The organism is Promicromonospora iranensis, assembly GCF_028994775.1.
Taxonomy (GTDB): Bacteria; Actinomycetota; Actinomycetes; order Actinomycetales; family Cellulomonadaceae; genus Promicromonospora; species Promicromonospora iranensis_A.
Map to the genome: position 1 here is coordinate 67131 of NZ_JAJQMN010000001.1, position 20527 is coordinate 87657.

The 20527-nt window shown below is 69.8% G+C and carries 22 protein-coding genes; 6 read left to right on the forward strand and 16 right to left on the reverse strand.

Annotation, left to right across the window (positions count from 1 at the left end):
• Positions 1–1122, reverse strand: coding sequence for a tetratricopeptide repeat protein (locus tag LUU90_RS00315; protein ID WP_275001198.1), 1122 nt, complete (start codon positions 1120–1122; stop codon positions 1–3).
• Between the two features lie 15 nt (positions 1123–1137).
• Between LUU90_RS00315 and LUU90_RS00320 the strand changes: the two genes are divergently transcribed.
• Entirely contained in the window at positions 1138–1359 is a 222-nt protein-coding gene (locus LUU90_RS00320; RefSeq protein WP_275001199.1) for a hypothetical protein, read from the forward strand.
• 589 nt (positions 1360–1948) lie between these two features.
• Here LUU90_RS00320 and LUU90_RS00325 read toward each other — a convergent pair.
• Complete coding sequence (locus LUU90_RS00325; protein WP_275001200.1) at positions 1949–2617, reverse strand: response regulator transcription factor; 669 nt, start codon at positions 2615–2617, stop codon at positions 1949–1951.
• Complete coding sequence (locus LUU90_RS00330; RefSeq protein ID WP_275001201.1) at positions 2599–3729, reverse strand: sensor histidine kinase; 1131 nt, start codon at positions 3727–3729, stop codon at positions 2599–2601. Before LUU90_RS00330 ends, LUU90_RS00325 begins: the two co-directional genes overlap by 19 nt.
• Positions 3730–3891: 162 nt before the next feature.
• On the opposite strand from LUU90_RS00330, the gene LUU90_RS00335 reads away from it, so the two are divergent.
• From LUU90_RS00335 to LUU90_RS00350, 4 genes are all read left to right on the forward strand, one after another.
• The gene (locus tag LUU90_RS00335; RefSeq protein ID WP_275001202.1) at positions 3892–4599 is read left to right on the forward strand and encodes an ABC transporter ATP-binding protein; all 708 of its coding nucleotides are present in this window, start codon (positions 3892–3894) and stop codon (positions 4597–4599) included.
• Positions 4596–5381, forward strand: a complete 786-nt coding sequence (locus tag LUU90_RS00340) for a hypothetical protein (RefSeq protein WP_275001203.1) — start codon at positions 4596–4598, stop codon at positions 5379–5381. The genes LUU90_RS00335 and LUU90_RS00340 overlap by 4 nt, the downstream gene beginning before the upstream one ends.
• Positions 5378–5977 carry a hypothetical protein gene (locus LUU90_RS00345; protein WP_275001204.1) on the forward strand — a complete coding sequence of 200 codons (600 nt, stop codon included), beginning with the start codon at positions 5378–5380 and terminating at the stop codon, positions 5975–5977. The genes LUU90_RS00340 and LUU90_RS00345 overlap by 4 nt, the downstream gene beginning before the upstream one ends.
• A gap of 168 nt (positions 5978–6145) precedes the next feature.
• The gene (locus tag LUU90_RS00350; protein ID WP_275001205.1) at positions 6146–6919 is read left to right on the forward strand and encodes a class I SAM-dependent methyltransferase; all 774 of its coding nucleotides are present in this window, start codon (positions 6146–6148) and stop codon (positions 6917–6919) included.
• Positions 6920–6987: 68 nt separating this feature from the next.
• Here the strand turns inward: LUU90_RS00350 and LUU90_RS00355 are convergent, their stop codons facing one another.
• The 6 genes from LUU90_RS00355 to LUU90_RS00380 are packed head-to-tail and all read right to left on the reverse strand — an operon-like array spanning position 6988 to position 11954.
• Positions 6988–8163 (reverse strand): ABC transporter permease, encoded by a 1176-nt coding sequence (locus LUU90_RS00355; RefSeq protein ID WP_275001206.1) that lies wholly within the window; start codon positions 8161–8163, stop codon positions 6988–6990.
• A complete protein-coding gene (locus LUU90_RS00360) occupies positions 8163–8885 on the reverse strand; it encodes an ABC transporter ATP-binding protein (protein ID WP_275001207.1) in 723 nt (240 codons plus the stop codon). The genes LUU90_RS00355 and LUU90_RS00360 overlap by 1 nt, the downstream gene beginning before the upstream one ends.
• The gene (locus LUU90_RS00365) at positions 8882–10342 is read right to left on the reverse strand and encodes a hypothetical protein (RefSeq protein WP_275001208.1); all 1461 of its coding nucleotides are present in this window, start codon (positions 10340–10342) and stop codon (positions 8882–8884) included. Before LUU90_RS00365 ends, LUU90_RS00360 begins: the two co-directional genes overlap by 4 nt.
• 9 nt (positions 10343–10351) lie before the next feature.
• The gene (locus LUU90_RS00370) at positions 10352–11188 is read right to left on the reverse strand and encodes a hypothetical protein (RefSeq protein ID WP_275001209.1); all 837 of its coding nucleotides are present in this window, start codon (positions 11186–11188) and stop codon (positions 10352–10354) included.
• Entirely contained in the window at positions 11149–11616 is a 468-nt protein-coding gene (locus LUU90_RS00375; RefSeq protein ID WP_275001210.1) for a peptidase inhibitor family I36 protein, read from the reverse strand. The genes LUU90_RS00370 and LUU90_RS00375 overlap by 40 nt, the downstream gene beginning before the upstream one ends.
• Positions 11617–11675: 59 nt before the next feature.
• Positions 11676–11954 carry a LuxR C-terminal-related transcriptional regulator gene (locus LUU90_RS00380; RefSeq protein WP_275001211.1) on the reverse strand — a complete coding sequence of 93 codons (279 nt, stop codon included), beginning with the start codon at positions 11952–11954 and terminating at the stop codon, positions 11676–11678.
• Positions 11955–12589: 635 nt separating this feature from the next.
• On the opposite strand from LUU90_RS00380, the gene LUU90_RS00385 reads away from it, so the two are divergent.
• The gene (locus LUU90_RS00385; protein ID WP_275001212.1) at positions 12590–13399 is read left to right on the forward strand and encodes a MerR family transcriptional regulator; all 810 of its coding nucleotides are present in this window, start codon (positions 12590–12592) and stop codon (positions 13397–13399) included.
• An 87-nt stretch (positions 13400–13486) separates the two neighbouring features.
• On the opposite strand, the gene pdxS is transcribed toward LUU90_RS00385, so the two are convergent.
• The 7 genes from pdxS to thrS all read right to left on the reverse strand — a co-directional run bounded on the left by pdxS (position 13487) and on the right by thrS (position 20515).
• Positions 13487–14401, reverse strand: coding sequence for a pyridoxal 5'-phosphate synthase lyase subunit PdxS (gene pdxS / locus LUU90_RS00390; RefSeq protein ID WP_274995276.1), 915 nt, complete (start codon positions 14399–14401; stop codon positions 13487–13489).
• 118 nt (positions 14402–14519) lie between these two features.
• Entirely contained in the window at positions 14520–15107 is a 588-nt protein-coding gene (locus LUU90_RS00395) for a hypothetical protein (RefSeq protein WP_275001213.1), read from the reverse strand.
• Positions 15104–16300, reverse strand: coding sequence for a glycosyltransferase family 4 protein (locus tag LUU90_RS00400; protein ID WP_275001745.1), 1197 nt, complete (start codon positions 16298–16300; stop codon positions 15104–15106). The genes LUU90_RS00395 and LUU90_RS00400 overlap by 4 nt, the downstream gene beginning before the upstream one ends.
• A 29-nt stretch (positions 16301–16329) precedes the next feature.
• Positions 16330–17283 carry a phosphatidylinositol mannoside acyltransferase gene (locus tag LUU90_RS00405; RefSeq protein ID WP_275001214.1) on the reverse strand — a complete coding sequence of 318 codons (954 nt, stop codon included), beginning with the start codon at positions 17281–17283 and terminating at the stop codon, positions 16330–16332.
• Entirely contained in the window at positions 17283–17912 is a 630-nt protein-coding gene (gene pgsA / locus LUU90_RS00410; RefSeq protein WP_275001215.1) for a phosphatidylinositol phosphate synthase, read from the reverse strand. Before pgsA ends, LUU90_RS00405 begins: the two co-directional genes overlap by 1 nt.
• Entirely contained in the window at positions 17913–18485 is a 573-nt protein-coding gene (locus LUU90_RS00415) for an HIT family protein (RefSeq protein WP_275001216.1), read from the reverse strand. It abuts the gene before it with no gap.
• Positions 18485–20515 (reverse strand): threonine--tRNA ligase, encoded by a 2031-nt coding sequence (gene thrS, locus LUU90_RS00420; protein WP_425596154.1) that lies wholly within the window; start codon positions 20513–20515, stop codon positions 18485–18487. Before thrS ends, LUU90_RS00415 begins: the two co-directional genes overlap by 1 nt.
• Positions 20516–20527: the final 12 nt, after the last annotated feature.

Consider the following 20527-nt stretch of genomic DNA (forward strand, 5'->3'; position numbering starts at 1 on the left):
TCACCAACCTCTGTCGGGGTTCGACAAGGCCTCGTTCACCTGCTGGAGTGCCTCCGACGCGCCGCCGTAGGCGGGGTCGAGGGCGAGCGCCTGCTCGTAGTGGCGCCTTGCCAGGTGGAGGTCGCCCTGCCCGCGGACGATGGCGTCACCAAGGAATCTGTAGGCCTGGGGCGTGGGGCGGATCGCGATCGACTCCTCGAAGTAGGCCGCAGCGATCGCGTACTCACCCAGCATGAAGTGGGCGTCACCCAGCCACAGGTGCGCAACCTGGTGGTCGGGTTCGAGGTCTATGACCGCCTTGTACTCGGTGATCGCTTCGCGGAACCTGCGCTGTGCGAAGAGGTTCTCTGCCGTAGCGAAGTGCATCTCGGCCGGGGACTCGGGCCGCAGACCTGCGGGAAGGTATCGGCGCACCTTCGCAAAGGTCTCAGGATCCTTGGCCGCAACCTCGTCGCGCATCTGCCGGGCCTGCTCCGGGTCGAGCGAAAGGATGGTGGCGGCCAGCATCTGTTCCTTGATGGTGCGCGGATCGATCGACGGGTCGATCGTCATCGTCCCGTCGCGAAGGAGCACCCGGAGCTCGAGCTCGGGCGCCTGGGTCGCTCTCTCCTCGGCCTCGATCATCTCGCTGGACAGGTAGGCCAGCTCAGGAAGCTCACCGCCTGCCCGCACCAGGCGGTCGGCCCACTGCCCGGCCTCGGGTGCTCTGACGGTGTCGGCGAGCATCACCATGGCCCTGAGCAGCTCGACGGAGGCCGGCCGGGTCCGTTGCTCGAGCGTGTCGAGCACGAGCGCCTGCGCCGTAGGCCATTGCTGAAGCTGCGTCAGCGTCCAGGCCATCTCGATCAGGGTCTGGTCACGGTCGTCGCCGCGGTCGAGCATGTCGCGCAGGAGAACGAGTCGCGGCTCCCACAGCCGGAGGCTGCCCAGGGAACTGACGAGCCTGTCGACGATGTCGTACGCACCGATACCCAGCGTCCGCAACCAGTTGACGAGCTCCAGTACTCGTTGCGGCTCCTCGACCGCCTCGACAAGCGCAAAGCTCAGGATGCCCAGCTCGTCCTCCGACGCCGTGAACGTCGTCGTGGGAACCAGCCCGCCAGTGATGAGGCCGTGTGTCATCGAGATGATCCTGGCGTGTCGGGCGACCGGTTCATCGAGTCGCCGCGCGCACCCTGGATCAACCTCGTCGACACCTCTCAGCGCACGGGACAGCAAATCAGGGACCGCGCCCTTCTCCAGTTGGTCAGGTTCGAAGGCTGCCGCGGCTGCGAGCTCGGCAAGACGGGCGGGCAGCCGCTCACCGAGGTCGTCGTAGGTGTCACGGGCCAGGAGGAAGTGCCGTCGACCCTGGTCTGACACCAGACGAAGCGCGAGTCCGATGAGGAAGTGGCCGTCCGCGGCCTCCTTGCTGTCCGGGAGGCTGAGAGCGACGAGGATCTCGCCCGCTGCCCTCACTGCCCTGCTCCCCGCCAGCACCTCCGCGCGAACGGACCTGAGCACGTACCCGCGGTCAGGGAGCAAGAGTTCCCGCTCCTCGCGGGCGAGGGCACGCATGCGGTCAGGAGGGAGCGCCAACGCCTCGTCGAACAAGCGAACGGCGGCAGGATCGAAGACCCGACCGCTCTCGCTCGTCCGGGAGATCCACTCCGCACCGACCGCGCTGTACACCATGAGCCCCCCGCGCCTGATGAACGGCGGCAGCATGCCGGACGGGTACGCCACTCGCCGTGCGTGCGCTGGATGCTGCCATGAGACGGCACCCGGTGCAATCACCACGAGCGGTCCCGCCGTTCTCCTGGTCGGTCGTACCGGAGCGTGCCCGGCGACAATCATGTCGACCGGCGAGCCGACGCCATACCGACACGGAACACGGCTCGCCGGACGCAGCCTGGTCGAGCGGGTCGAAGGCTCAAGATCAGGAGCATCTGGCTGCGCCGCCTGCCGGTCAGACCAGGCCGGCGTCGCGAATCCGCAGCGCGATGGTCACCCGGTTGTCGGTCTCGAGCTTGAGGAAGATGCGGGTCACCGTCGCCTTGACGGTGGCGACGCTGATGAACAGCCGCGCCGCGATCTCCGCGTTGCTCGCACCACGGGAGATCTCCATCGCGACGTCGAGCTCGCGCGGCGTCAGGACGTCGAGCTCGGCGCGCGCCCGCTCCCGCGCGGCGCCGTCGGCCGTGCCGGCCGTCGCCGCGGTGATCACCTGACGGGCAACGGTCGGTGACATGGCGGGCTCGCCGTCGGACACGGACCGGATGGCGGCGATCACCTTGTCGGGTGCGGCGTCCTTCAGGATGTAACCCGAGACGCCCGCGGCGAGGGCACGCAGCACGAGGTCGTCCACGTGGAACGTGGTCAGCATGATGATCGCGGGCGGGTCGGGTCGCTGGAGCAGGCCTTCTGCCGTCGTGACGCCGTCCTGGACAGGCATGCGGACGTCCATGAGCACCACGTCGGGGGCGAGATCGCGCGTCGCGATCTCGGCTTCGATCCCGTCAGCGGCTTCGCCCACGATCTCGATATCGCTCTCACCGCCGAGGATCAGGCGGAGGCCGCGGCGTACGAGCGGGTCGTCGTCGACGAGCAGGAGGCGGATCACGGGGTCTCGCTCCATGGCAGAGATGCCTCCACGACAAATCGGTCGCCGTCGTTGTGATGGGTCAGGGTGCCGCCGACCAGAGCCGCGCGCTCGCCGAGCCCGATGAGCCCCAGCCCGTCGGACGATACGGGGAGCCCGCCCGGGGAGTCTGCCGCGTTCGTCACGCGGACGTCGACGGAGGTCCCCGACGCACCGCTCAGCTCGACGGTCACGGGTGCGCCCGGCGCGTGCTTGCGTGCGTTGGTCAGGGCCTCCTGCACGATGCGATAGACGTGCCTGCCCACCTGAGGGGGCAGCTGCTCGACGTGCTCGAGCTCCGAGCGGTACTCGACGCGCTGCCCCGCCTCCCGCACCTCGGAGACGAGGGCGGCCAGATCATCGAAGGAGGGCTGCGGGCCACCCAGCGGGTCCTCCTCGCGCAGGGAGCCGAGGGTGACGCGCAGCTCCTCGAGCGAGGCATGGGCGTTGTCCCGGATGACCGCCGCCGCCTGGCGGACCTCGTCGGCGGTCAGGTCACTGCGGTGCGCGAGCGCACCGGCGTGCAGGGAGAGGATCGACAGCCGGTGGGCGAGCACATCGTGCATCTCGCGCGCGATCCTCGCCCGTTCCCCCGCACGCGCACGCTCCAGCCCGTCGCGACGCTCCCCTTCCCGCCGCCGTTCCTCCGACAGCGCGAGGTCCCGCGTGCTCCGCAGGTACAGGCCGAAGCCGACCAGGCACGCGATCGTCACGGTGCTGCCGATCGCGGCGACCAGGGTGGGCACCTCCCATCCGGAGGCGGCGAACGAGGTGCCGACGAGCGCGAGCCACAGCACCGCGCAGGCCCCGGCGGTACGCCGGCCGTCGCGGTGGGTGGCGAGCGAGACGAGAGCGACGAACGCGGCACCCGTGGCCGAACCCGACCAGATCGTGAACAGGGCGGTCACGACCGCGATGGTGAACGGCAGTCGCCTGCGCCAGCGCAGCAGGATCAGGCCGACCACTCCGAGGCCCAGGTTGAGTGCGCCCTCCGGCCACTCGCCGATGCCCTGCGCGACGACGAACCCCCAGCCGAGCGCGGTCAGCACCAGGGGCACCGACGCGAGGACGTACCGCAGCAGCTCTTGCCGGCCAGTGAGGGGTTTCATCGCGACCGATCGTAGGCAGCCGGTGGGTACGGTGCCCAGCGACCTTGGGCGATGAACCGCTCGACCGAGGTCGACGATCCGGCCCGTGCGAGGCAGACCTGCGGCGCCCGGTGTGGCCCAGGGTCCGTAGCCCCCGCGCCCCGCGGCGGGTGGACTGGGCCCATGATCACATTCGACCATGTCACCAAGCGCTACGGCGCGACGCTCGCGCTCGACGACGTCTCGTTCGAGGTGCCGGCGAGCTCGATCACGGGCTTCCTCGGGCCCAACGGTGCGGGCAAGACGACCGCTATGCGGATCCTCCTCGGCCACTCCCGCTCGTCGGGCCGAGCGACGATCGACGGGCAGCAGTACGCGGAGATCAGCAACCCCGGGGGAACAGTGGGCGCCCTCCTCGACGCGCAGGCGGTCCACCCCGGACGCACCGGCGCCGAGACGCTGGCCGTCGCCGCGGCCATGATCGGTGTCGACCGGCGACGCATCGGGCAGGTGCTCGATCTCGTCGGTCTCTCCGTCGCCGAGAGCCGGCGCACGGTCAAGGGCTACTCCCTCGGTATGCGCCAGCGCCTCGGGATAGCCCAGGCCCTCCTGGGCACGCCGAAGGCGCTCGTGCTCGACGAGCCGGCGAACGGCCTCGACCCGCAGGGCATCCGGGCCATCCGCGACCTGCTGCGCGCCGTGGCGGACGACGGGTGCGCCGTGCTGCTGAGCTCCCATCTGCTGCACGAGGTGGCGCAGCTCGCCGACCGCGTCGTCATCATCGGCCGCGGCCGCATCCTCGACGACACCCCGATCGACCACAGCACGGCACAGGACCTGGAGAGCCGCTACTTCGCTCTCACCTCGACGGACGACCGGAGCGCAGCATGAGCAGCTCGACCCTCCCCCACACCGGCGATCTACGCGCGGAGGCGGGCCCCGCACGCACCGTCCCGTTCGCACGTCTGGCCGCCGTGGAGATGCGCAAGCTCGCCGACACCCGGACAGCGCTCGCACTCCTGACGCTGCTCGTCCTCGGCGCCATCGGGGCGATGGTCGTCAACGCCTCCTTCTTCTCCCTGGACGCCCAGGACGTCGCCACCAGCGCGGCGCTCACCCTGGGCCTGTTCCTTCCGGTCCTCGGGATCGTCTCGGTGACGAGCGAGTGGAACAAGCGCACCGCGCTCACGACCTTCGCCCTCGAACCGCGCCGCTGGCGCGTGCTCGTCGCCAAGGCCGTCGCCGCAGCCGCGGTGGCGATCGCCACCAGCGCCCTGATGATCGCGCTCGCCTACCCGACGACCGCCGTCGCGGCCGCCGTGCGCGGCACGGACGCACAGCTCGCACTCGACCCGCTCGCACTCGCCGGCTGGACCGCCGTCAACGTCCTGTTCACCCTGTGCGGTATCGCGCTGGGCGCCATGCTGCTCAACGCTGCGGCGTCGATCGTCGTCTACTTCGTGGCCTCGATCGCCTGGGGGTTCCTCGGGCTGACCGGCGACCTCGGCAGCACGCTGGCGGGCTGGCTCGACCTGAACGTCACGTCCGTTCCGCTCGCCGACGGCGAGATGAGCGCCGACGCGGTCGGCCCGCTCCTCGCCTCGATCGGCCTGTGGGTCACGGGGCCGTTCCTCCTCGGGCTGCTTCGAGTGAACCGGATGGAGCTTCGATGAGCAACCCGGACGAGGGGACCATGACCAGCTCCGCCGTCCAGCACCTGCCTCGCTTCTTCGTCAAACAGCACTTCACCGTGCTGGTCAACCGTTACACGATCGTCGAGGCGCTCGACGACGGGTCGGAAGGACGCCTGCTCGCGTTCGCCCAGCAGAAGCGGCTCGCGATGCGCGAGAAGGTGACCTTCTACGAGGACGAGGCGAGGACCCGGCCGCTGTTCGGCTTCCGCGCCCGGCAGGTGATCGACGTCGCGGCAGCCTACGACGTCACCACCGCGGACGGGTCCGTGATCGGGTCTTTCGAGAAGGACTTCGCCGCGAGCCTGATCCGCTCCAGCTTTCATCTGCGAGCCCCGGGCCTGGAGGCCTACGGCCAGGAACGCAGTCTGCTCGTCGCCGTCCTGCGACGAGTGGCCGAGCTGCCGCTGCCGGTCCACTTCACGTTCAGTGATGCGTCGACGGGCGCGCCCGTCCTGACCAGTGAGCGGCAGTTCAGCCTGCGCGACCGATACACCGTCGAGGTGCCGGACACCCGGGTCGACTTCCGGCTCGCCGCGTCCGTCGCCGTCGGCGTCGACGCGCTGCTCGGGCGGTAACGACCCGCCACGCCGGTCGCGGAAGGCCGAGACCGGTCAGCGGTCGCCGCCGGACCTGACCCGATCGATGATCGCGTCGATCCGGCGGCGCACCGGTCAGCTCGTCGGCGTAGCAGCTCTGCCGAAAAAGTTGCTGCTCCGCCGCACTCCGGTCCGTAGGCTCGCGGCGTGAGTCGTCGACGACAGCCCTCGGACCAGAGCGACCTGTTCTACTCGCGCGCAAGGCTGTACGACTTGATGTTCCCGGGCGGCGGGCCCGCGGTCGACTTCTACCGGGCCGACGTCGACCAACACGGCGGGCGCGTGCTGGAGCTCGCGTGCGGCACCGGGAACAAGCTGATCCCCATCGCGTCCGACGACCATCCGTGCGTGGGCCTTGACTTCTCGGCGGACATGCTGGCCGAGGCCCGGCGCAAGGCGGACGAGCGCGGTGTCGCGGTGGAGTGGATCCAGGGCGACATGCGGAACTTCGATCTCGGCCGCACCTTCGACTACGTGTTCATCACTGCCAACTCGCTGCTGCACCTGCACGAGACCGAGGATCTGGTGAGCTGCTTCCGGTCGGTTCGACGGCACCTGGCCCCCGGCGGCAGGTTCGTCTTCGATGTGTTCAACCCGAGCGTGCGCGTCCTTGCCGAAGCCGACGGGACGCGCCGCACCCGGACGTCGTTGTCGTTCACGGACCCCGACCGGGGCAGCGTCAGTGTCGACGTCGCCGAGACCTACGACGCTTCCGCGCAGGTGACGCGTGGGACGTGGTACCTCTCGACCGGCGCCGAGCCCGACTTCTTCGTCGCACCGCTCGAAATCAGGAGCATCTTCCCCCAGGAGCTGCCCCTGCTCCTCTCGCTCGGCGGCCTCGAGCTCGTCGAGCGCTTCGGGGACTGGTCCGGCCGCCCGTTCGCCGCCGACGCGCTGGTTCAGCTCTGCATCTGCGAGTGATGTGGAGAGGCCCTCTCAACCTGGTCGCCGGCGTCCATCAGGGTCTCGGGAAGCGTGAGTCCGGTGGGCTATTCGCTCCGCAGCCCCTCGACAGGAGACAGCTGCGCGGCGCGCACTGCCGGATAGACCCCGGCGATGACTCCTACAAGCACGGAGAGCCCCACCCCGACCCCAGCAGCCAGGAAGTTCGGCGCCGGTATGGTCTTCTGCCACGTGCCGTAGACAACTACCACGAGCAACCCGAGCACCGCACCCGCGACTCCCCCGCCGAGACCCAGGAACCCGGCCTCCAGCATGAACTGGGTACGGATCTGCAGGGCTCTCGCGCCGACCGCCCGCCTCAGCGCGATCTCTCCACGCCGTTCCAGCACGGCGATCACCATGGTGTTGACGATCCCGATCGCGCCGACCAGAAGAGCCACCGCCGCCAGTCCGAGGGCGAGGCTCTGGAACGTGGAATCCACGGCCCTCTGCGCGTCCGCGAGCTGGGACGGCGTCGACACACCCACTGCGCGCGGCATCCCCGGGTTGGCGGTGTCGTCCAGGACGTCACGCACCGCCTCCACGGTCCCGGTCTGCACCCGGACCTGGATCCGCGAGATCGCCAGGTCAGGATGCCCGGTGAGCACCCAGTCCTCCCCGAGCAGCGCGGCACGGTCCAGGTCCGGCATCAGCCCGGACGGCTGCAGCACCCCGATCACCGCGTACCAGCTGTCGTCGATCCATACCCGCTGGCCTGGCACACTCACTCCCAGGTGATCTGCCGCCGACGCCCCGAGCACCGTGGTCGGCAGCGTCACCGAGGCAGCGTCGAACCAGGCGCCCCGGTGGAGATGCAGGTCCATCGCGGCAGCCAGCTCGGGCTGCACTGCAACCGCCGTCAGACCACCGCCCATGGTCGAGGGCACCAGATCGTTCCGGAACACCCCGGCGCCCTCGAGCTCGCGCACCGCCGCAGCACCTGTGACCGGACCGATCCGACGGATCATCTCCGGAGCGGTTTCCGGCAGCGGCACCGGCTCCAGGTTCGGCCCCTGCCCGGGCGCCACCACCAGCACGTTCGACCCTAGCGCCTCCAGGTCCGCCCGCAGCCGCGCCTCGTTCGTCGCGGTGATCCCCAGGATCGCCACCAACGTCGCGATACCGATCGCGACCCCCAGCATCGACAGCAGCGACCTCGAGACCCGTGACCGCGGACCCAGGGCCGCCGTCGTCAGCGTGTCCCGCACCGTCAACCGAGCCATCAGACCTCACTGCCGGCAGCGGTGGCCTCGCCCGCCGTCAGGTCGGCCTCGATCCGCCCGTCGCGGATCCGGACCTGCCGCGCGAACCGGTCGGCGATCACCAGGTCGTGCGTGATCACCACGACTGCGACGTCGGCCAAACCGTCCAGCAGGTCGATGATCGCGGTCCCGGTCGCCTGGTCCAGCGCACCTGTCGGCTCGTCGGCGAGCACGACGGCGGGCTCGTGCGCGATCGCGCGCGCGATCGCCACCCGCTGCTGCTCACCCCCCGACAGCTGGGTCGGACGATGGTCCAACCGTTCACCGAGCCCCACTCGGGTCAGCGCGTCGACAGCCCGGCGACGACGCTCGGCACGCCCCAGCCCGGTGTACAGCATCCCGAGCTCCACGTTCGCCACGGCGTCCGCGTGGGAGAGCAGATGGAACTGTTGGAACACGAACCCCAGCGACCGGGAACGCACGTCGGAGCGCTCACCGTCGGACATGGCCGCCGTCGGGCGCCCTCCGACCAGGACCTCCCCCGCGGACGGCGCGTCGAGCGTGCCCAGGATCGACAGCATCGTGGACTTGCCGGATCCGGACGGGCCGACGATCGCCGCATGCTCGCCGGGCGCGATCGCCAGGTCGACGTCTCGGAGCACAGTCAGATCTCCGCTCCCGGTCGCATACGTCTTCGAGACCCCGCGCAGCTCCACCGCGGGGGCCACCGCTGTGTGGGTCACGGGACGAGAACCTCGTCCCCGTCCTCAAGCTGTGTACTGGTGATCTGTACCTTCGCCTCAGCAACCAGCCCGACCTCGACCGGGACCAGCAATCCGCCTCCCCGAGGGGCATCCGGCACTACCTTCTCCACCGCATACCCGCCCTCGGCCAGGGCCACCAGCGCCGTGACAGGCACGACCAGCGCGTCCTGGACCTCATCGGTCACCACCTCGATCCGCACGGCAGCGCCCACGCTGCCGGTCAGCTTCTCCTGGGCCTCGATGTCGATCCGCACCGTCGCCATGTCCGACTCGTCTCCTGCGGCAGCCTCGACTCCGCCAGTCGTGTCTGCGCCCCCGCCGTCGGCACCGCCGGTCCTCGCGGGGGTGGTCGAGCGGATCACCCCTGCCACCTTCGAGCCGTCGGGCAGCCAAACCGTCACCGCTTCTCCCGCACTCAGCGACGCCTGCTGCGACCTCGTCACCTGCGCCTCGGCATGCACCGTCGTCCCAGTCCAGGTCAGCACCTCGCCCGTCGCCGGATCACCCACCCGCACCGGTACAGACGCCACCCGGACCTTCCCGACGTCGAGGATGACCACGTCCGGCGGCGACACCGACTCCGCCCGCGCGATCTCCAGGTCCTTCGTCGCGTCCGTGACCGACTTTTGCGCGTCCTCGAACGCCTCAAGCTGGGCCGACGCGTCGGGAACCTTGTCCAGCGCCCCGCGGTCGGCGACGGCCGTGTCGTACTGCACCTGGGCCAGCGCCAACCCCTCGCCCGACTGCCGCGCCGCGGCAAGAGCGGCATCGGCGTCGGCTACCGCCGCGTCCGCGAGCGCGACGTCCAGGCCGGACGGTCCCTCGCTCGCAGCCTCCAGAGCCTTCGCGGCATCCTCGCGTGCCTCCACGGCGCCGTCGTAGTTGTTCTCGGCCCGGGTGATCCGCTCGCGACCTTCCTCCGTACCCGACGGCGGGGCGTAACCCGCCGATTCGAACAAGTCGGCCACCGCCGCACTGGTCCCAGACCCGAACACGTCGTCCACGCGATCACGTGCCAGCAGCCCGGCGTCCGCCAGCGCCTGGTTCAGCGAGAGCACGTCCTTGCCCTTGCTTCCGAGCTGTAGCGGGCGCCAGAGCGGCACGTCGCCCCGGAGCAGGAACGTCGGCCGGCCGTTCACCTCGAACAACCGCTCGCCCGGCCGGAGCGACGATCCCTCGGCCGGCAGCGCAGTGAGGACACCGTCCGCTGTGCCGGTCAGCGGCTCTGCGGCACCGCGCGACAGCGTGCCGCTGAGCACTGTCCCGGACGCCAACGATCCGCGCTCGACACGGACCGGACGGAGCCCTGCCTCGTCCGTGGTCGCCTGGTCGGCCTGGGAGGGTGCCGCATCGAGCAGCACGGGCGTAGCCACCGCACCCCCACCGACCACGACCACCAGCGCACCGACCAGAGCCACCTTCGAGCTTGAACGCATGCGCCGTGCCTACCAGCCCAACTTCGCGAGACAGTCGTCGACACTGATCCCCGCCGCACACTTGTTCATCACCTCGAGCTCGGGGCCTTGGAGCGCGTGGTCGAACGGGGTGAGGTCTCCCAGGACCTCGAGCTGGAACAGAGGTATCAGGAGCGGCTCACCTTCCAGCATTGCGATGACCAACGGCCTGGAGCATTCCTCACCGAGCATTTCCGCCTCGTCGAGAGTCACCTCCGCAGGAATGACCACCATTCCTTCGTTGCGCCCGCTCGTCGGTGGGTCACCGATCGTCGAGATCCCCTGCTCACGCGCGCACTGCGCCCACCGTCTGCCGGACTCAAGCTGCTCCGGGGTATACCCGGCCGCGGCGTCCTCCGAGGTGGCATGGAAATCCTGGTCGAGCAGCACGTCCTTGGCTCCCGAATGGTCCGCGTAGCACTGCCGGATCTCGGCGTCGCGGTCTTCACCGTCAACTCCGATCGGCGCGTCGGGACTCACCTCCAGGACGCCGTCCACGACCAGGGCCGCCGCACCATCGATCTCGGCGTAGCCGGCCATCTCCTCCTTGCCGGGGCTGTCCGCCGGCACCGCAGACACCGCTATCCCGAGGTCACCCAGGCACTCCGCATACGCCGCGGTCTCATCATTGACATAGGCCGTCGACGGCACAGAGACGGGCGCCTGGGTCTCCAACGACGCGACATCGGCGCTGCCGTCCGACTGATCGCCGAGCGAGCACCCCGAGAGCATGAGGAGCGCGGCAGCAGCAGCCGTAGCCACACCCGCCGCGCTCCTTGAAAGACCTCTCAACAGACGAACCGCCCACTGGAGATCAAGTCGTTCCACGTACGCGACACCTGGACCACGCCATCCTCGGGATTGGACCTGTAGTACACGTTGTTCGAAAGGTCTGACCGGTACTGCCCCGGCTGCAACCGCATCCTGGTGATCGTACCGCCGGTCCAGTGCCCGTAGTTTGCGTCCGGGTAATACTCCGCCACGCACGACGCGCTCTGCCCGGCGCTGGTTACCGATGTAGCGGCATTGTTGTACCCGGGCCAGGCACCGAAGTCCGGGATCGAGTACTGGAAGGAAGACATACCACCGCTGAAGCTCCCGTTGTTCCACGTGCACGCGTATCCCGACGGGCAGTCGGAGCGTGCCGCTGACGCCGGCGCTGCGGCCACGACGCCCAAGCCGACGAACATCAGGAGCGCTGCGAGCGCTCCAACCACAGGAACGACAACCCGCTCCCGCAAAGTCTTTCCGATCATCCTGGATCCTTCCAGAGACCTGAACCGGCTCGGTTCGACCGGGTGCGCATCACGCTATTTCATACAGAGGTGCGGGCACATGACTCCAGGGGATCATCTTTGCCGCCCACGCACTCCGGTCGGCGTTCGACGACGCCAAGGTGGTGCGCCTCGGCTATGAGGCGTGCCCGGTCGGCACACTCCGACTTCGCGAGGATCGCCTTCACATGGTTCTTGGTCGTGTTGTAGGTGATGCCGAGCAGACCAGCGATCTCCGTGTTCGACAGTCCGAGACAGACCGCCTCGAGCACGTCGACCTCGCGCCGGGTCAGCGTCGACCACCTCGGGTCCAGAGCCACCGATCAACCACTCCCGTCCCCCTCTGGGCCCCAGAGCATCACAAGCTCGAGAACCTCGCTCGCCTCCGCCCTGGGCGGGAGTAGGCTAGCGTCACCCGGGGCGCTCACCAGGTGAAACGCCAGAAAGTTCACCCGGACAAGTCGCCGGTGCCGCGGTTCGTGAAGTCGCGGATCGATTCCGGGCCGACCGTCACAAGTCCACAGCTCGGCGAAGGCCGGTGTGCTCCGAAGTCGACCCAGCACAGCTCTGCGCGCCGGATCACCACTCGATCGCGCCGTCGATCTGCTCCGTCAGGTCCGACCTCAGTTCAGCAGGCTCCAGGCGACCACCAAGGGGCGAGTTATGGCTCCGCCAAGTCTATGAACCCGGATCAGCCGCCATTCGGTGGCCACCTTGCGGAGAGAACAGAAGGCCTCGAGGACCGATGTCCGCGAGGCCTTCCGACGACCTGGTTCACCAGCTGCGCTCCGCCAGCCGCACCGGCGTCGCTCCTCCTCGACGTCGATGCCGTGGTCCACGATTGACGAACCTCGGGCCAGAGCCGCACGGTGCGGTGGGGTCTGCATGTATGCGACCAGTTCCGGCACTGCCCCTTGACCTTGACACTGCGTGAAGGTGTCGGATCGGAATCGACATGTTGAGCATCGGAGAAGTCGCGCATTTCACCGGGGTCTCCCGGCGGATGTTGCGTCACTGGGAGGAGGCCGGATTGATCACTCCGGCCTCGGTCGACGACTCCACGGGCTATCGCCGGTACTCACGGACGCAGGTCGGCCGAGTTCGTGCGATCTCGGCCCTACGGTCTGTGGGATTTGCGCTTGCCGAGATCGTCGACCTGCTCGATCACTCGCAACTGACCGAGGAGCGATTGGTCGAGCTCCTCCGAGCACGAGAAGAAGATCTCCTGTCCCAGATCAACGAAGCCTCAACCTGTCTCACAGAGGTGCGTACGCGCCTCGACGCCATCCGGAGAGGACACGAAATCATCATGAGCACCATTGAGCTCAGCTCACTTCCCCCGCTCCGGCTCTCGGCGCTTCGAGCGACCGTCAGCGACGAGTCCGAGATCGGCGAGGCGATCTCGGAGCTGCTCCCTCGAGTCCGGGACCAACTGCGCAATCACGGCTTCACCGACAGCGACATCGTGCTGGCCTACGACGGTGCTGCTGATGCGAAATCGATCATCGTCACCGTGGGTACTGCTGGGATCGACGATGACAGCGACCTGTCAGAACTGGCGATGGTCGAGATCGACGACTCCGACCGTGGCGTCACGGTCCGATTCGACGTGCCACCTTCCGACATCGGTGACGCCTGGATCAGCCTCGACGCGAGCCTCGAGGCGTACGACCTCGAGACCACGGGCGTCTACCGGCAAACCCTGACTCCTCGGGGCGGTGTGATCCTCCAGGCCCCGGTAAAGGAGCAGTCGGCCGAGTGCTGACAGCGCCTGGCTCTCGGTGATCACCTACCCAAGGAAGCGGAAGGGCCCCGCGGACTCGACGTCCGCGGGGCCCTCCGACGACCTAGCTCACCAGCCGCGCTCAGCCAGCCGCACCGGCGCCGGCTCCTCCTCGACGTTGATGCCGACCATCGCCTCGCCGAGACCGCGCGAGACCTTGGCGATCACGTCGGCGTCGTCGAAGAACGTCGTGGCCTGCACGATCGCCTTGGCGCGCTGCGCCGGGTTGCCCGACTTGAAGATGCCGGAGCCGACAAACACGCCCTCGGCACCGAGCTGCATCATCATCGCGGCGTCCGCCGGCGTGGCGATGCCGCCCGCCGTGAACAGCACGACCGGCAGCTTGCCCGTGGTCGCGACCTCCTTGACCAGTTCGTACGGCGCCTGGAGCTCCTTGGCGGCGACGAACAGCTCGTCCTCCGGGAGCGACGTGAGGCGGCGGATCTGCTGGCGGATCTGACGCATGTGAGTGGTCGCGTTCGACACGTCGCCCGTGCCGGCCTCGCCCTTCGAGCGGATCATCGCCGCGCCCTCGGTGATGCGGCGCAGCGCCTCACCCAGGTTCGTCGCACCGCACACGAACGGCACGGTGAAGTTCCACTTCTCGATGTGGTTGGTGTAGTCCGCCGGGGTCAGCACCTCGGACTCGTCGATGTAGTCGACACCGAGCGACTGCAGCACCTGCGCCTCGACGAAGTGCCCGATGCGTGCCTTCGCCATCACGGGGATCGAGACGGCCTCGATGATGCCGTCGATCATGTCGGGGTCGCTCATGCGCGAAACGCCGCCCTGCGCACGGATGTCGGCAGGCACCCGCTCAAGCGCCATGACGGCCACCGCACCCGCGTCCTCGGCGATCTTCGCCTGGTCGGGCGTGACGACGTCCATGATGACGCCGCCCTTGAGCATCTCGGCCATGCCGCGCTTCACGCGCGCGGTGCCGACCGTACCCACGGTGTTCTCGCCGGTCACGGATTCAGTCACGGTTACCTCGCAAAGTTCTCGCCGGTGGATCGACGCCGGTTGTTCCGGGCGCGGTCGGCGCCCTGTTCCGATCCTATCGCCCGGCCCTACCAGGTCAGGCCCGCCGTTCGCACAGCGGTCACCCGCCGTTCGGCTCCAAGGCGTGCGGCAGCGCGTCGTCCAGCTCCACCGTCCGCGGCATCGGCGCCCGGCCCGCCAGGTGGAACAACCGGACGTACCAGAGCCGGCGCACCCGCCGGGCCTGCGCCACCGCCTCGTTGTGGAAGCGGCGAGCCAGCGTGGCGCGGTACCAGGCCGCGGCGAGCGCCGACACGACCTCGCCCGACGGCCCGGCCAGCAGGGTCCGGATCGCCTCCGGCGCCCCCATCGCCTCCCGTAGCGTCGCCGTGAGCCCCGACTCGGCCCGTTCCCGCTCCGGGCCCAGCCCGTCCATCTTGAGCGCGGCGGCCGGCGAGGTCACCGGTCCGGCGTCCGACGCCGTGTACGCGGCGTCCGCCACCAGGATGGCGCTCGCGGGGTCCAGCGCGCCGGACGCCGCCACCTCCACCGCCGCCGATGCCCGGCGGACGAGCTGCGCGTCGAGCGCGATCCGCGACGCGGCGACCTTGCGGTGCAGCCGGTCCAGCCGGGAGGCGCCCCGCCAGGCGAGCAGCAGGCCGACCGCGAGCGCTCCCAGCGCGATGAGCGCGATCTCGGACCAGGTCATGCGTCGCCTCCCACGCGGCGTGGGAACAGCCCCATGATGCGTCCGACGACGTCGCCGCCGATCGCGCTGTCGGCGGCGAGCGTCATGTCGTACACGGCGAGCACCTGTTCGGTCACGCCGGACCAGTCGAACCGCTGGACCCACTCGGCGGCGTGGGCACGGTAGGCCTCGCGCCGTGCCGGGTCGGCCAGCAGCGACAGCACCGTGTCGGCGAGGTCGGCGGGATCGCCGTTGCGGAACAGGGCGCCGGCCGCGCCGTCGTCCAGGACGCGCTGGAAGGCGCCCAGGTCGCTGGCCACCACCACGGCCCCGGCGGCCATGGCCTCCACGAGCACGATGCCGAAGCTCTCCCCGCCGGTCTGCGGCGCCACGTACAGGTCGGCGGAGGCGAGCAGCTCGGCCTTCTCGGCGTCGGTGACGCCGCCGAGGAACTCGACGGACGAAGCCTGCTCCCCCAGCAGCTCGCGCGTCTCGGCGGCGATGCCGTCGCCACGGCCCGCCACGAGGAAACGGGCGCCGGGGATGCCGGCGAGGATGGTGGGGATGGCCTGCACGAGGAGGCTCAGTCCCTTGCGCGGCTCGTCGAGACGGCCGAGGAACGCGACGGTCGGCGCGTCGGGGGTCCCGGTCCACTCGGGGCGGCGAGGGCTGCTCGAGAACACCTCGGTGTAGACGCCGTTCGGGATCACGACGGCGTCGCCGCCGAGGTGGTCGACGAGGGTGCGGCGCGCGTCCTCGGAGACGGCGATGCGGGCGGCGATCTTCTCCAGCGACTGGCGTACCAGCGGGTAGGCGACCTGGAGCGCCCGCGAGCGCACCTGCGAGGTGTGGAAGGTGGCGACCACCGGTTCGGTCGCCTGCCACAGCGCGAGCATCGACAGCGACGGCACCATCGGCTCGTGCAGGTGGACGATGTCGAAGGGGTGGCCCCCGATGCCGCCCTCCAGCCAGCGGCGGACGCGGGTCGCGGTGAGTGGCCCGAAGGTGAGCCGCGCGACCGACCCGTTGTACGGCACGGGGACGGCACGGCCGGCAGCGGTGACGACCCCGGGCAGGTTGATGTCGTCGCTGGACGGGGCGAGCACCGACACCTCGTGGCCGGCGGCCTGCAACGCCTCGGCGAGGTCGCGCACGTGGAACTGGACGCCGCCGGGGGCGTCGAAGGAGTAGGGGCAGACGATGCCGACCCGCAGCGCGCGGTGACTGCGCCGCCGGACGCCTCTCATCCGGCTTCCCGCGGGCGGGGGGCCTTCTGCCGGGCGGGCCCGAGGTCGGCGACGAACACGCGCTGCAGCATGTGCCAGTCGTGGGTGTGCTCGACGATCGTCCCCGCGAGCTGGTCGACCCAGCCCTGCGTGAGCAGGCGTGCCCGCTCGTCGCGGGGCAGCGCGGCGTCGGGCACGGGCAGGGGCGGGTAGAACCGGATGACGATCCCCCACGGTGTCCGGGCGGCCCGACGGCGTGCGCCCTGCAGCCGCTCGTACGTGATGCCCACCGCGTGCACGGGAACGCCGGCCTCCAGACCGAGCAGTGCCGGCCCGGCGGCCACGCGGGCCCGGTGCCCGGCGAGGTCCACCTCGATACCGGTCGAGGTGAGGTCGCGGTCGCTGAGCAGCGGGATGAGCTTGCTGCCTTCCTTGGCGCCGCGGATCAGGGCGCCGAGCACGTCGCCGTTGCCAAGCGCCAGCACGTCGATCCCGAGCGAGCCGCGGAACCGCACGAACTCCTCGAACAGCTCGTCGGGCTTGAGCCGCTCGGCGACCGTGAGCACGCTCGCGAGGTACTGGGAGCCGTACGCGCCGGCCAGGTCCCAGTTGCCGAGGTGGCCCAGTGCCAGCGAGACCGCTCCCCCGTCGTCGACCACCGGCCGGACGTGCTCGTCGTAGCCCTCCACGCGGACGCGTGCCCGCAGCTGCTCCGGCGTGATGCCCTGCAGCGTGAACGCCTCGCGGAAGTAGCGCATGTAGCTGCGCATCCCGGCACGGGACAGGCGGCGAATCGCGGCGGCGTCGAGGTCCGGCCGCACGCGGGCGTAGTTCTGCTCCATGCGGCGCACGCTCTTGCCGTGCCGCAGCCAGGTGACGTCGGCCACCACGGTGAACAGGGCGCGGAGCGCGGGCTCGGGGATCTTCGTGGCGTTCCGCCACGCGAACGTGTACACCGACGCGATGTTCATCAGGCCCCCTGCTCGGCTGGGCGGGTGAGCTGTGCGCGCACCGTGGCCATGCGCTGGAACACGGTCACGAGGCTCGCGAGCGCCAGCAGGGTCAGCACGACCTCCAGCACCACCACCGGCAGGCCGACCTGCAGGAACGTGAACGGGACGAGCGCCAGCACGAGCCGGTCGGCGCGTTCGGCGATGCCGACCTGCGCGGTGGCCCCGACGCTCTCGGCCCGGGCCCGGGCGTAGGGGACGACGCTGCCGAGCACCAGGCAGGCCAGCGCGGCGGCGATGCCCCACATGCCGCCGTGCTCGTCAGGGTGCAGCACGAACCAGAGCAGGATGCCGCCGAACACGGCGCCGTCGGCCACGCGGTCGAGCGTGGAATCGAGGAACGCGCCCCAGGGGCCGGAGCGGCCGGACATGCGCGCCATCACGCCGTCGAGCGAGTCGAAGAGGACGAAGAACCCGACCAGGAGGCCACCCACGAGCGTGTGCCCCAGGGGGAACAGCGTCAGTGAGATCGCCGAGACGATCAGCGTGCCGGCGATGGTCACGGCGTCCGGTGAGACCCGCAGCGCGAGCAGCAGCCGGGCCAGGGGCGTGAACACCGTGGTCATGAGGGAGCGCAGGCTCCGTAACATTCAGTTCTCCTCTTGGTTGCCGCCCCCTGCGGTCACCCACGCCTCCGCGAGCCGGCGGCGAGTATCTCCCAGCAGCTCGGGCAACGCCTTGGTCTGGCCGACGACGGGCAGGAAGTTCGCGTCGCCCAGCCAGCGCGGCACCACGTGCTGGTGCAGGTGCGCCGCGATGCCCGCGCCCGCCACCTCGCCCTGGTTGATACCAAGATTGAAGCCTGCGGGCGCGTAGACAGCACGCGACACGCGCATAGCCTGCTGAGTCATCTGTGCCAGCTCGACCGTCTCGTCCGCGTCGAGGTCCGTGTAGTCCGAGACATGCCGGTACGGGAGCACCATCAGGTGCCCGGAGTTGTACGGGTAGAGGTTCAGGACGACATAGCACCGCTGCCCGCGGGCGACGACGAGCCCTTGCTCGTCGTCGCCCCGCGGGATGCGGCAGAACGGGCACTGACCGCTGGTCGAGTCGACCGGCTTGTCCTGTCCGCCGATGTAGACCATGCGGTGCGGCGTCCACAGCCGCTGCTGGCCGTCGTCGGGCGGGCCGAAGTCCGCGGCGTCCTGGACGGTGGGTTCCATCAGGCCTGCTGCGACCGTTCGGCCACCGCCGCCACGATCCGCTCGACGGCGTCCGCGACGGGCACGCCGTTCTCCTGCGTCCCGTCCCGGAACCGGAACGACACGGCGCCGGCCTCGACGTCCTCGCCGCCGGCGATGAGGGTGAAGGGCACCTTCTCCTTGGACGCGTTGCGGATCTTCTTGCCGAACCGGTCGTCCGACAGGTCCAGCTCGACGCGCACACCACGGGCCGTCAGCTGCGCGGCGACGTCCTTCACGTAGTCGTCGAACGCATCGGCGACGGGGACGAGCTTGACCTGCACGGGCGCGAGCCAGGCCGGGAAGGCCCCCGCGTAGTGCTCGATGAGCACACCCATGAACCGCTCGATGGAGCCGAACTTGGCCGAGTGGATCATCACCGGCTGCTGGCGGGTGCCGTCGGCGGCCGTGTACTCCAGCCCGAAGCCCTTGGGCTGGTTGAAGTCGTACTGCACGGTGCCCATCTGCCAGGTCCGCCCGATGGCGTCCTTGGCCTGCACCGAGATCTTCGGGCCGTAGAACGCGGCGCCGCCCGGGTCGGCCACGAGCTCCAGGCCGGTCTCGCGGCCCACCTCCTCGAGGATCTTCGTCGCGGCGGCCCAGTCCTCGTCGGAACCGACGAACTTGTCCGGCTTGGAGTCGTCCCGCGTGGACAGCTCCAGGTAGAAGTCGTCGAGGCCGAAGTCGCGCAGCACGCTGAGCATGAACTCCAGCAGGTGCTTGACCTCGGACGGCGCCTGCTCGGGCGTCACGTAGGAGTGCGAGTCGTCCTGGGTCAGCCCACGGACGCGCGTCAGGCCCTGCACGACGCCGGACTTCTCGTACCGGTACACCGAGCCGAACTCGAACAGGCGCAGCGGCAGCTCGCGGTAGGAACGCCCGCGCGAGGCGAAGATCAGGTTGTGCATGGGACAGTTCATGGCCTTGAGCCGGTACTTGGACCCCTCGAGGTCCATCTCCGGGAACATCGTGTCCGAGTAGTACGGCAGGTGGCCCGAGGTGTGGAACAGCCCGTCCTTGGTGATGTGCGGCGTACCGACGTAGGAGAAGCCCTCCTCGATGTGCCGCTGCCGGACGTAGTCCTCCATGACCCGCTTGATCACGCCGCCCTTGGGGTGGAACAGCGGCAGCCCGGAGCCGACCTCGTCGTGGAAGCTGAACAGGTCCATCTCGGCGCCGATGCGCCGGTGGTCGCGCCGCTCGGCCTCGGCCAGCCGCTCCAGGTGCGCCTTGAGCTCGTCCTTGGTGGGCCACGCCGTACCGTAGACCCGCTGCAGCATCGGGTTCTTCTCGCTGCCGCGCCAGTAGGCCGCGGCCGAGCGCATGAGCTGCACACCGTTGCCGATCAGGCGCGTGCTCGGCAGGTGCGGGCCGCGGCACAGGTCGCTCCAGACCACGGTCTCGCTCTCGCGGCCCGCGCCCCGGACGTTGTCGTAGATGGTCAGCTCGGCGCCGCCCACCTCGACGGCCTCACCGTTCTCACCGGCACCGTTCTCGTCGTCGGAGCCGCCCTTGAGGCCGATCAGCTCGAGCTTGTACGGCTCGTTCGCCAGCTCCGCGCGGGCCTCGTCCTCCGTGACGACCCGACGACGGAACGTCTGGCCCTCCTTGATGATGCGGCCCATGATCTTGTCGAGCGCCTTGAGGTCCTCGGGCGTGAACGGCGTCTCGACGTCGAAGTCGTAGTAGAAGCCGTCCGTCACGGGCGGGCCGATGCCCAGCTTCGCGTCCGGGTTGACCTGCTGCACCGCCTGGGCCAGCACGTGCGCGGCGCTGTGCCGCAGCACAGCCAGGCCGTCCGGCTCGCCGACGGTCACGGGCTCGACCTTGTGACCGGCCGGGATCTCCCGGTCGAGGTCCCACAGCTCGCCGTCCACCCGGACCACGACCACGTCGCGGCGCTCGCCGTACAGCTCGACGCCGGTCGTCGTGGCGGTGGTCGTCGTCGCCTCCGTGCCGGTGTCAGCCGGGTCGATTGCGGCAGGGCTGGGCGGCGATACGACGTCGGACACGACGGTGCTCCT

Coding starts and splice junctions, on each gene's coding strand:
- LUU90_RS00315 (WP_275001198.1), bottom strand. CDS start 1,122: ATGACACACGGCCTCATCACTGGCGGGCTGGTTCCCACGACGACGTTC.
- LUU90_RS00325 (WP_275001200.1), bottom strand. CDS start 2,617: ATGGAGCGAGACCCCGTGATCCGCCTCCTGCTCGTCGACGACGACCCG.
- LUU90_RS00330 (WP_275001201.1), bottom strand. CDS start 3,729: ATGAAACCCCTCACTGGCCGGCAAGAGCTGCTGCGGTACGTCCTCGCG.
- LUU90_RS00335 (WP_275001202.1), top strand. CDS start 3,892: ATGATCACATTCGACCATGTCACCAAGCGCTACGGCGCGACGCTCGCG.
- LUU90_RS00340 (WP_275001203.1), top strand. CDS start 4,596: ATGAGCAGCTCGACCCTCCCCCACACCGGCGATCTACGCGCGGAGGCG.
- LUU90_RS00345 (WP_275001204.1), top strand. CDS start 5,378: ATGAGCAACCCGGACGAGGGGACCATGACCAGCTCCGCCGTCCAGCAC.
- LUU90_RS00355 (WP_275001206.1), bottom strand. CDS start 8,163: ATGGCTCGGTTGACGGTGCGGGACACGCTGACGACGGCGGCCCTGGGT.
- LUU90_RS00365 (WP_275001208.1), bottom strand. CDS start 10,342: ATGCGTTCAAGCTCGAAGGTGGCTCTGGTCGGTGCGCTGGTGGTCGTG.
- LUU90_RS00375 (WP_275001210.1), bottom strand. CDS start 11,616: ATGATCGGAAAGACTTTGCGGGAGCGGGTTGTCGTTCCTGTGGTTGGA.
- LUU90_RS00385 (WP_275001212.1), top strand. CDS start 12,590: ATGTTGAGCATCGGAGAAGTCGCGCATTTCACCGGGGTCTCCCGGCGG.
- LUU90_RS00395 (WP_275001213.1), bottom strand. CDS start 15,107: ATGACCTGGTCCGAGATCGCGCTCATCGCGCTGGGAGCGCTCGCGGTC.
- LUU90_RS00405 (WP_275001214.1), bottom strand. CDS start 17,283: ATGAACATCGCGTCGGTGTACACGTTCGCGTGGCGGAACGCCACGAAG.
- pgsA (WP_275001215.1), bottom strand. CDS start 17,912: ATGTTACGGAGCCTGCGCTCCCTCATGACCACGGTGTTCACGCCCCTG.
- LUU90_RS00415 (WP_275001216.1), bottom strand. CDS start 18,485: ATGGAACCCACCGTCCAGGACGCCGCGGACTTCGGCCCGCCCGACGAC.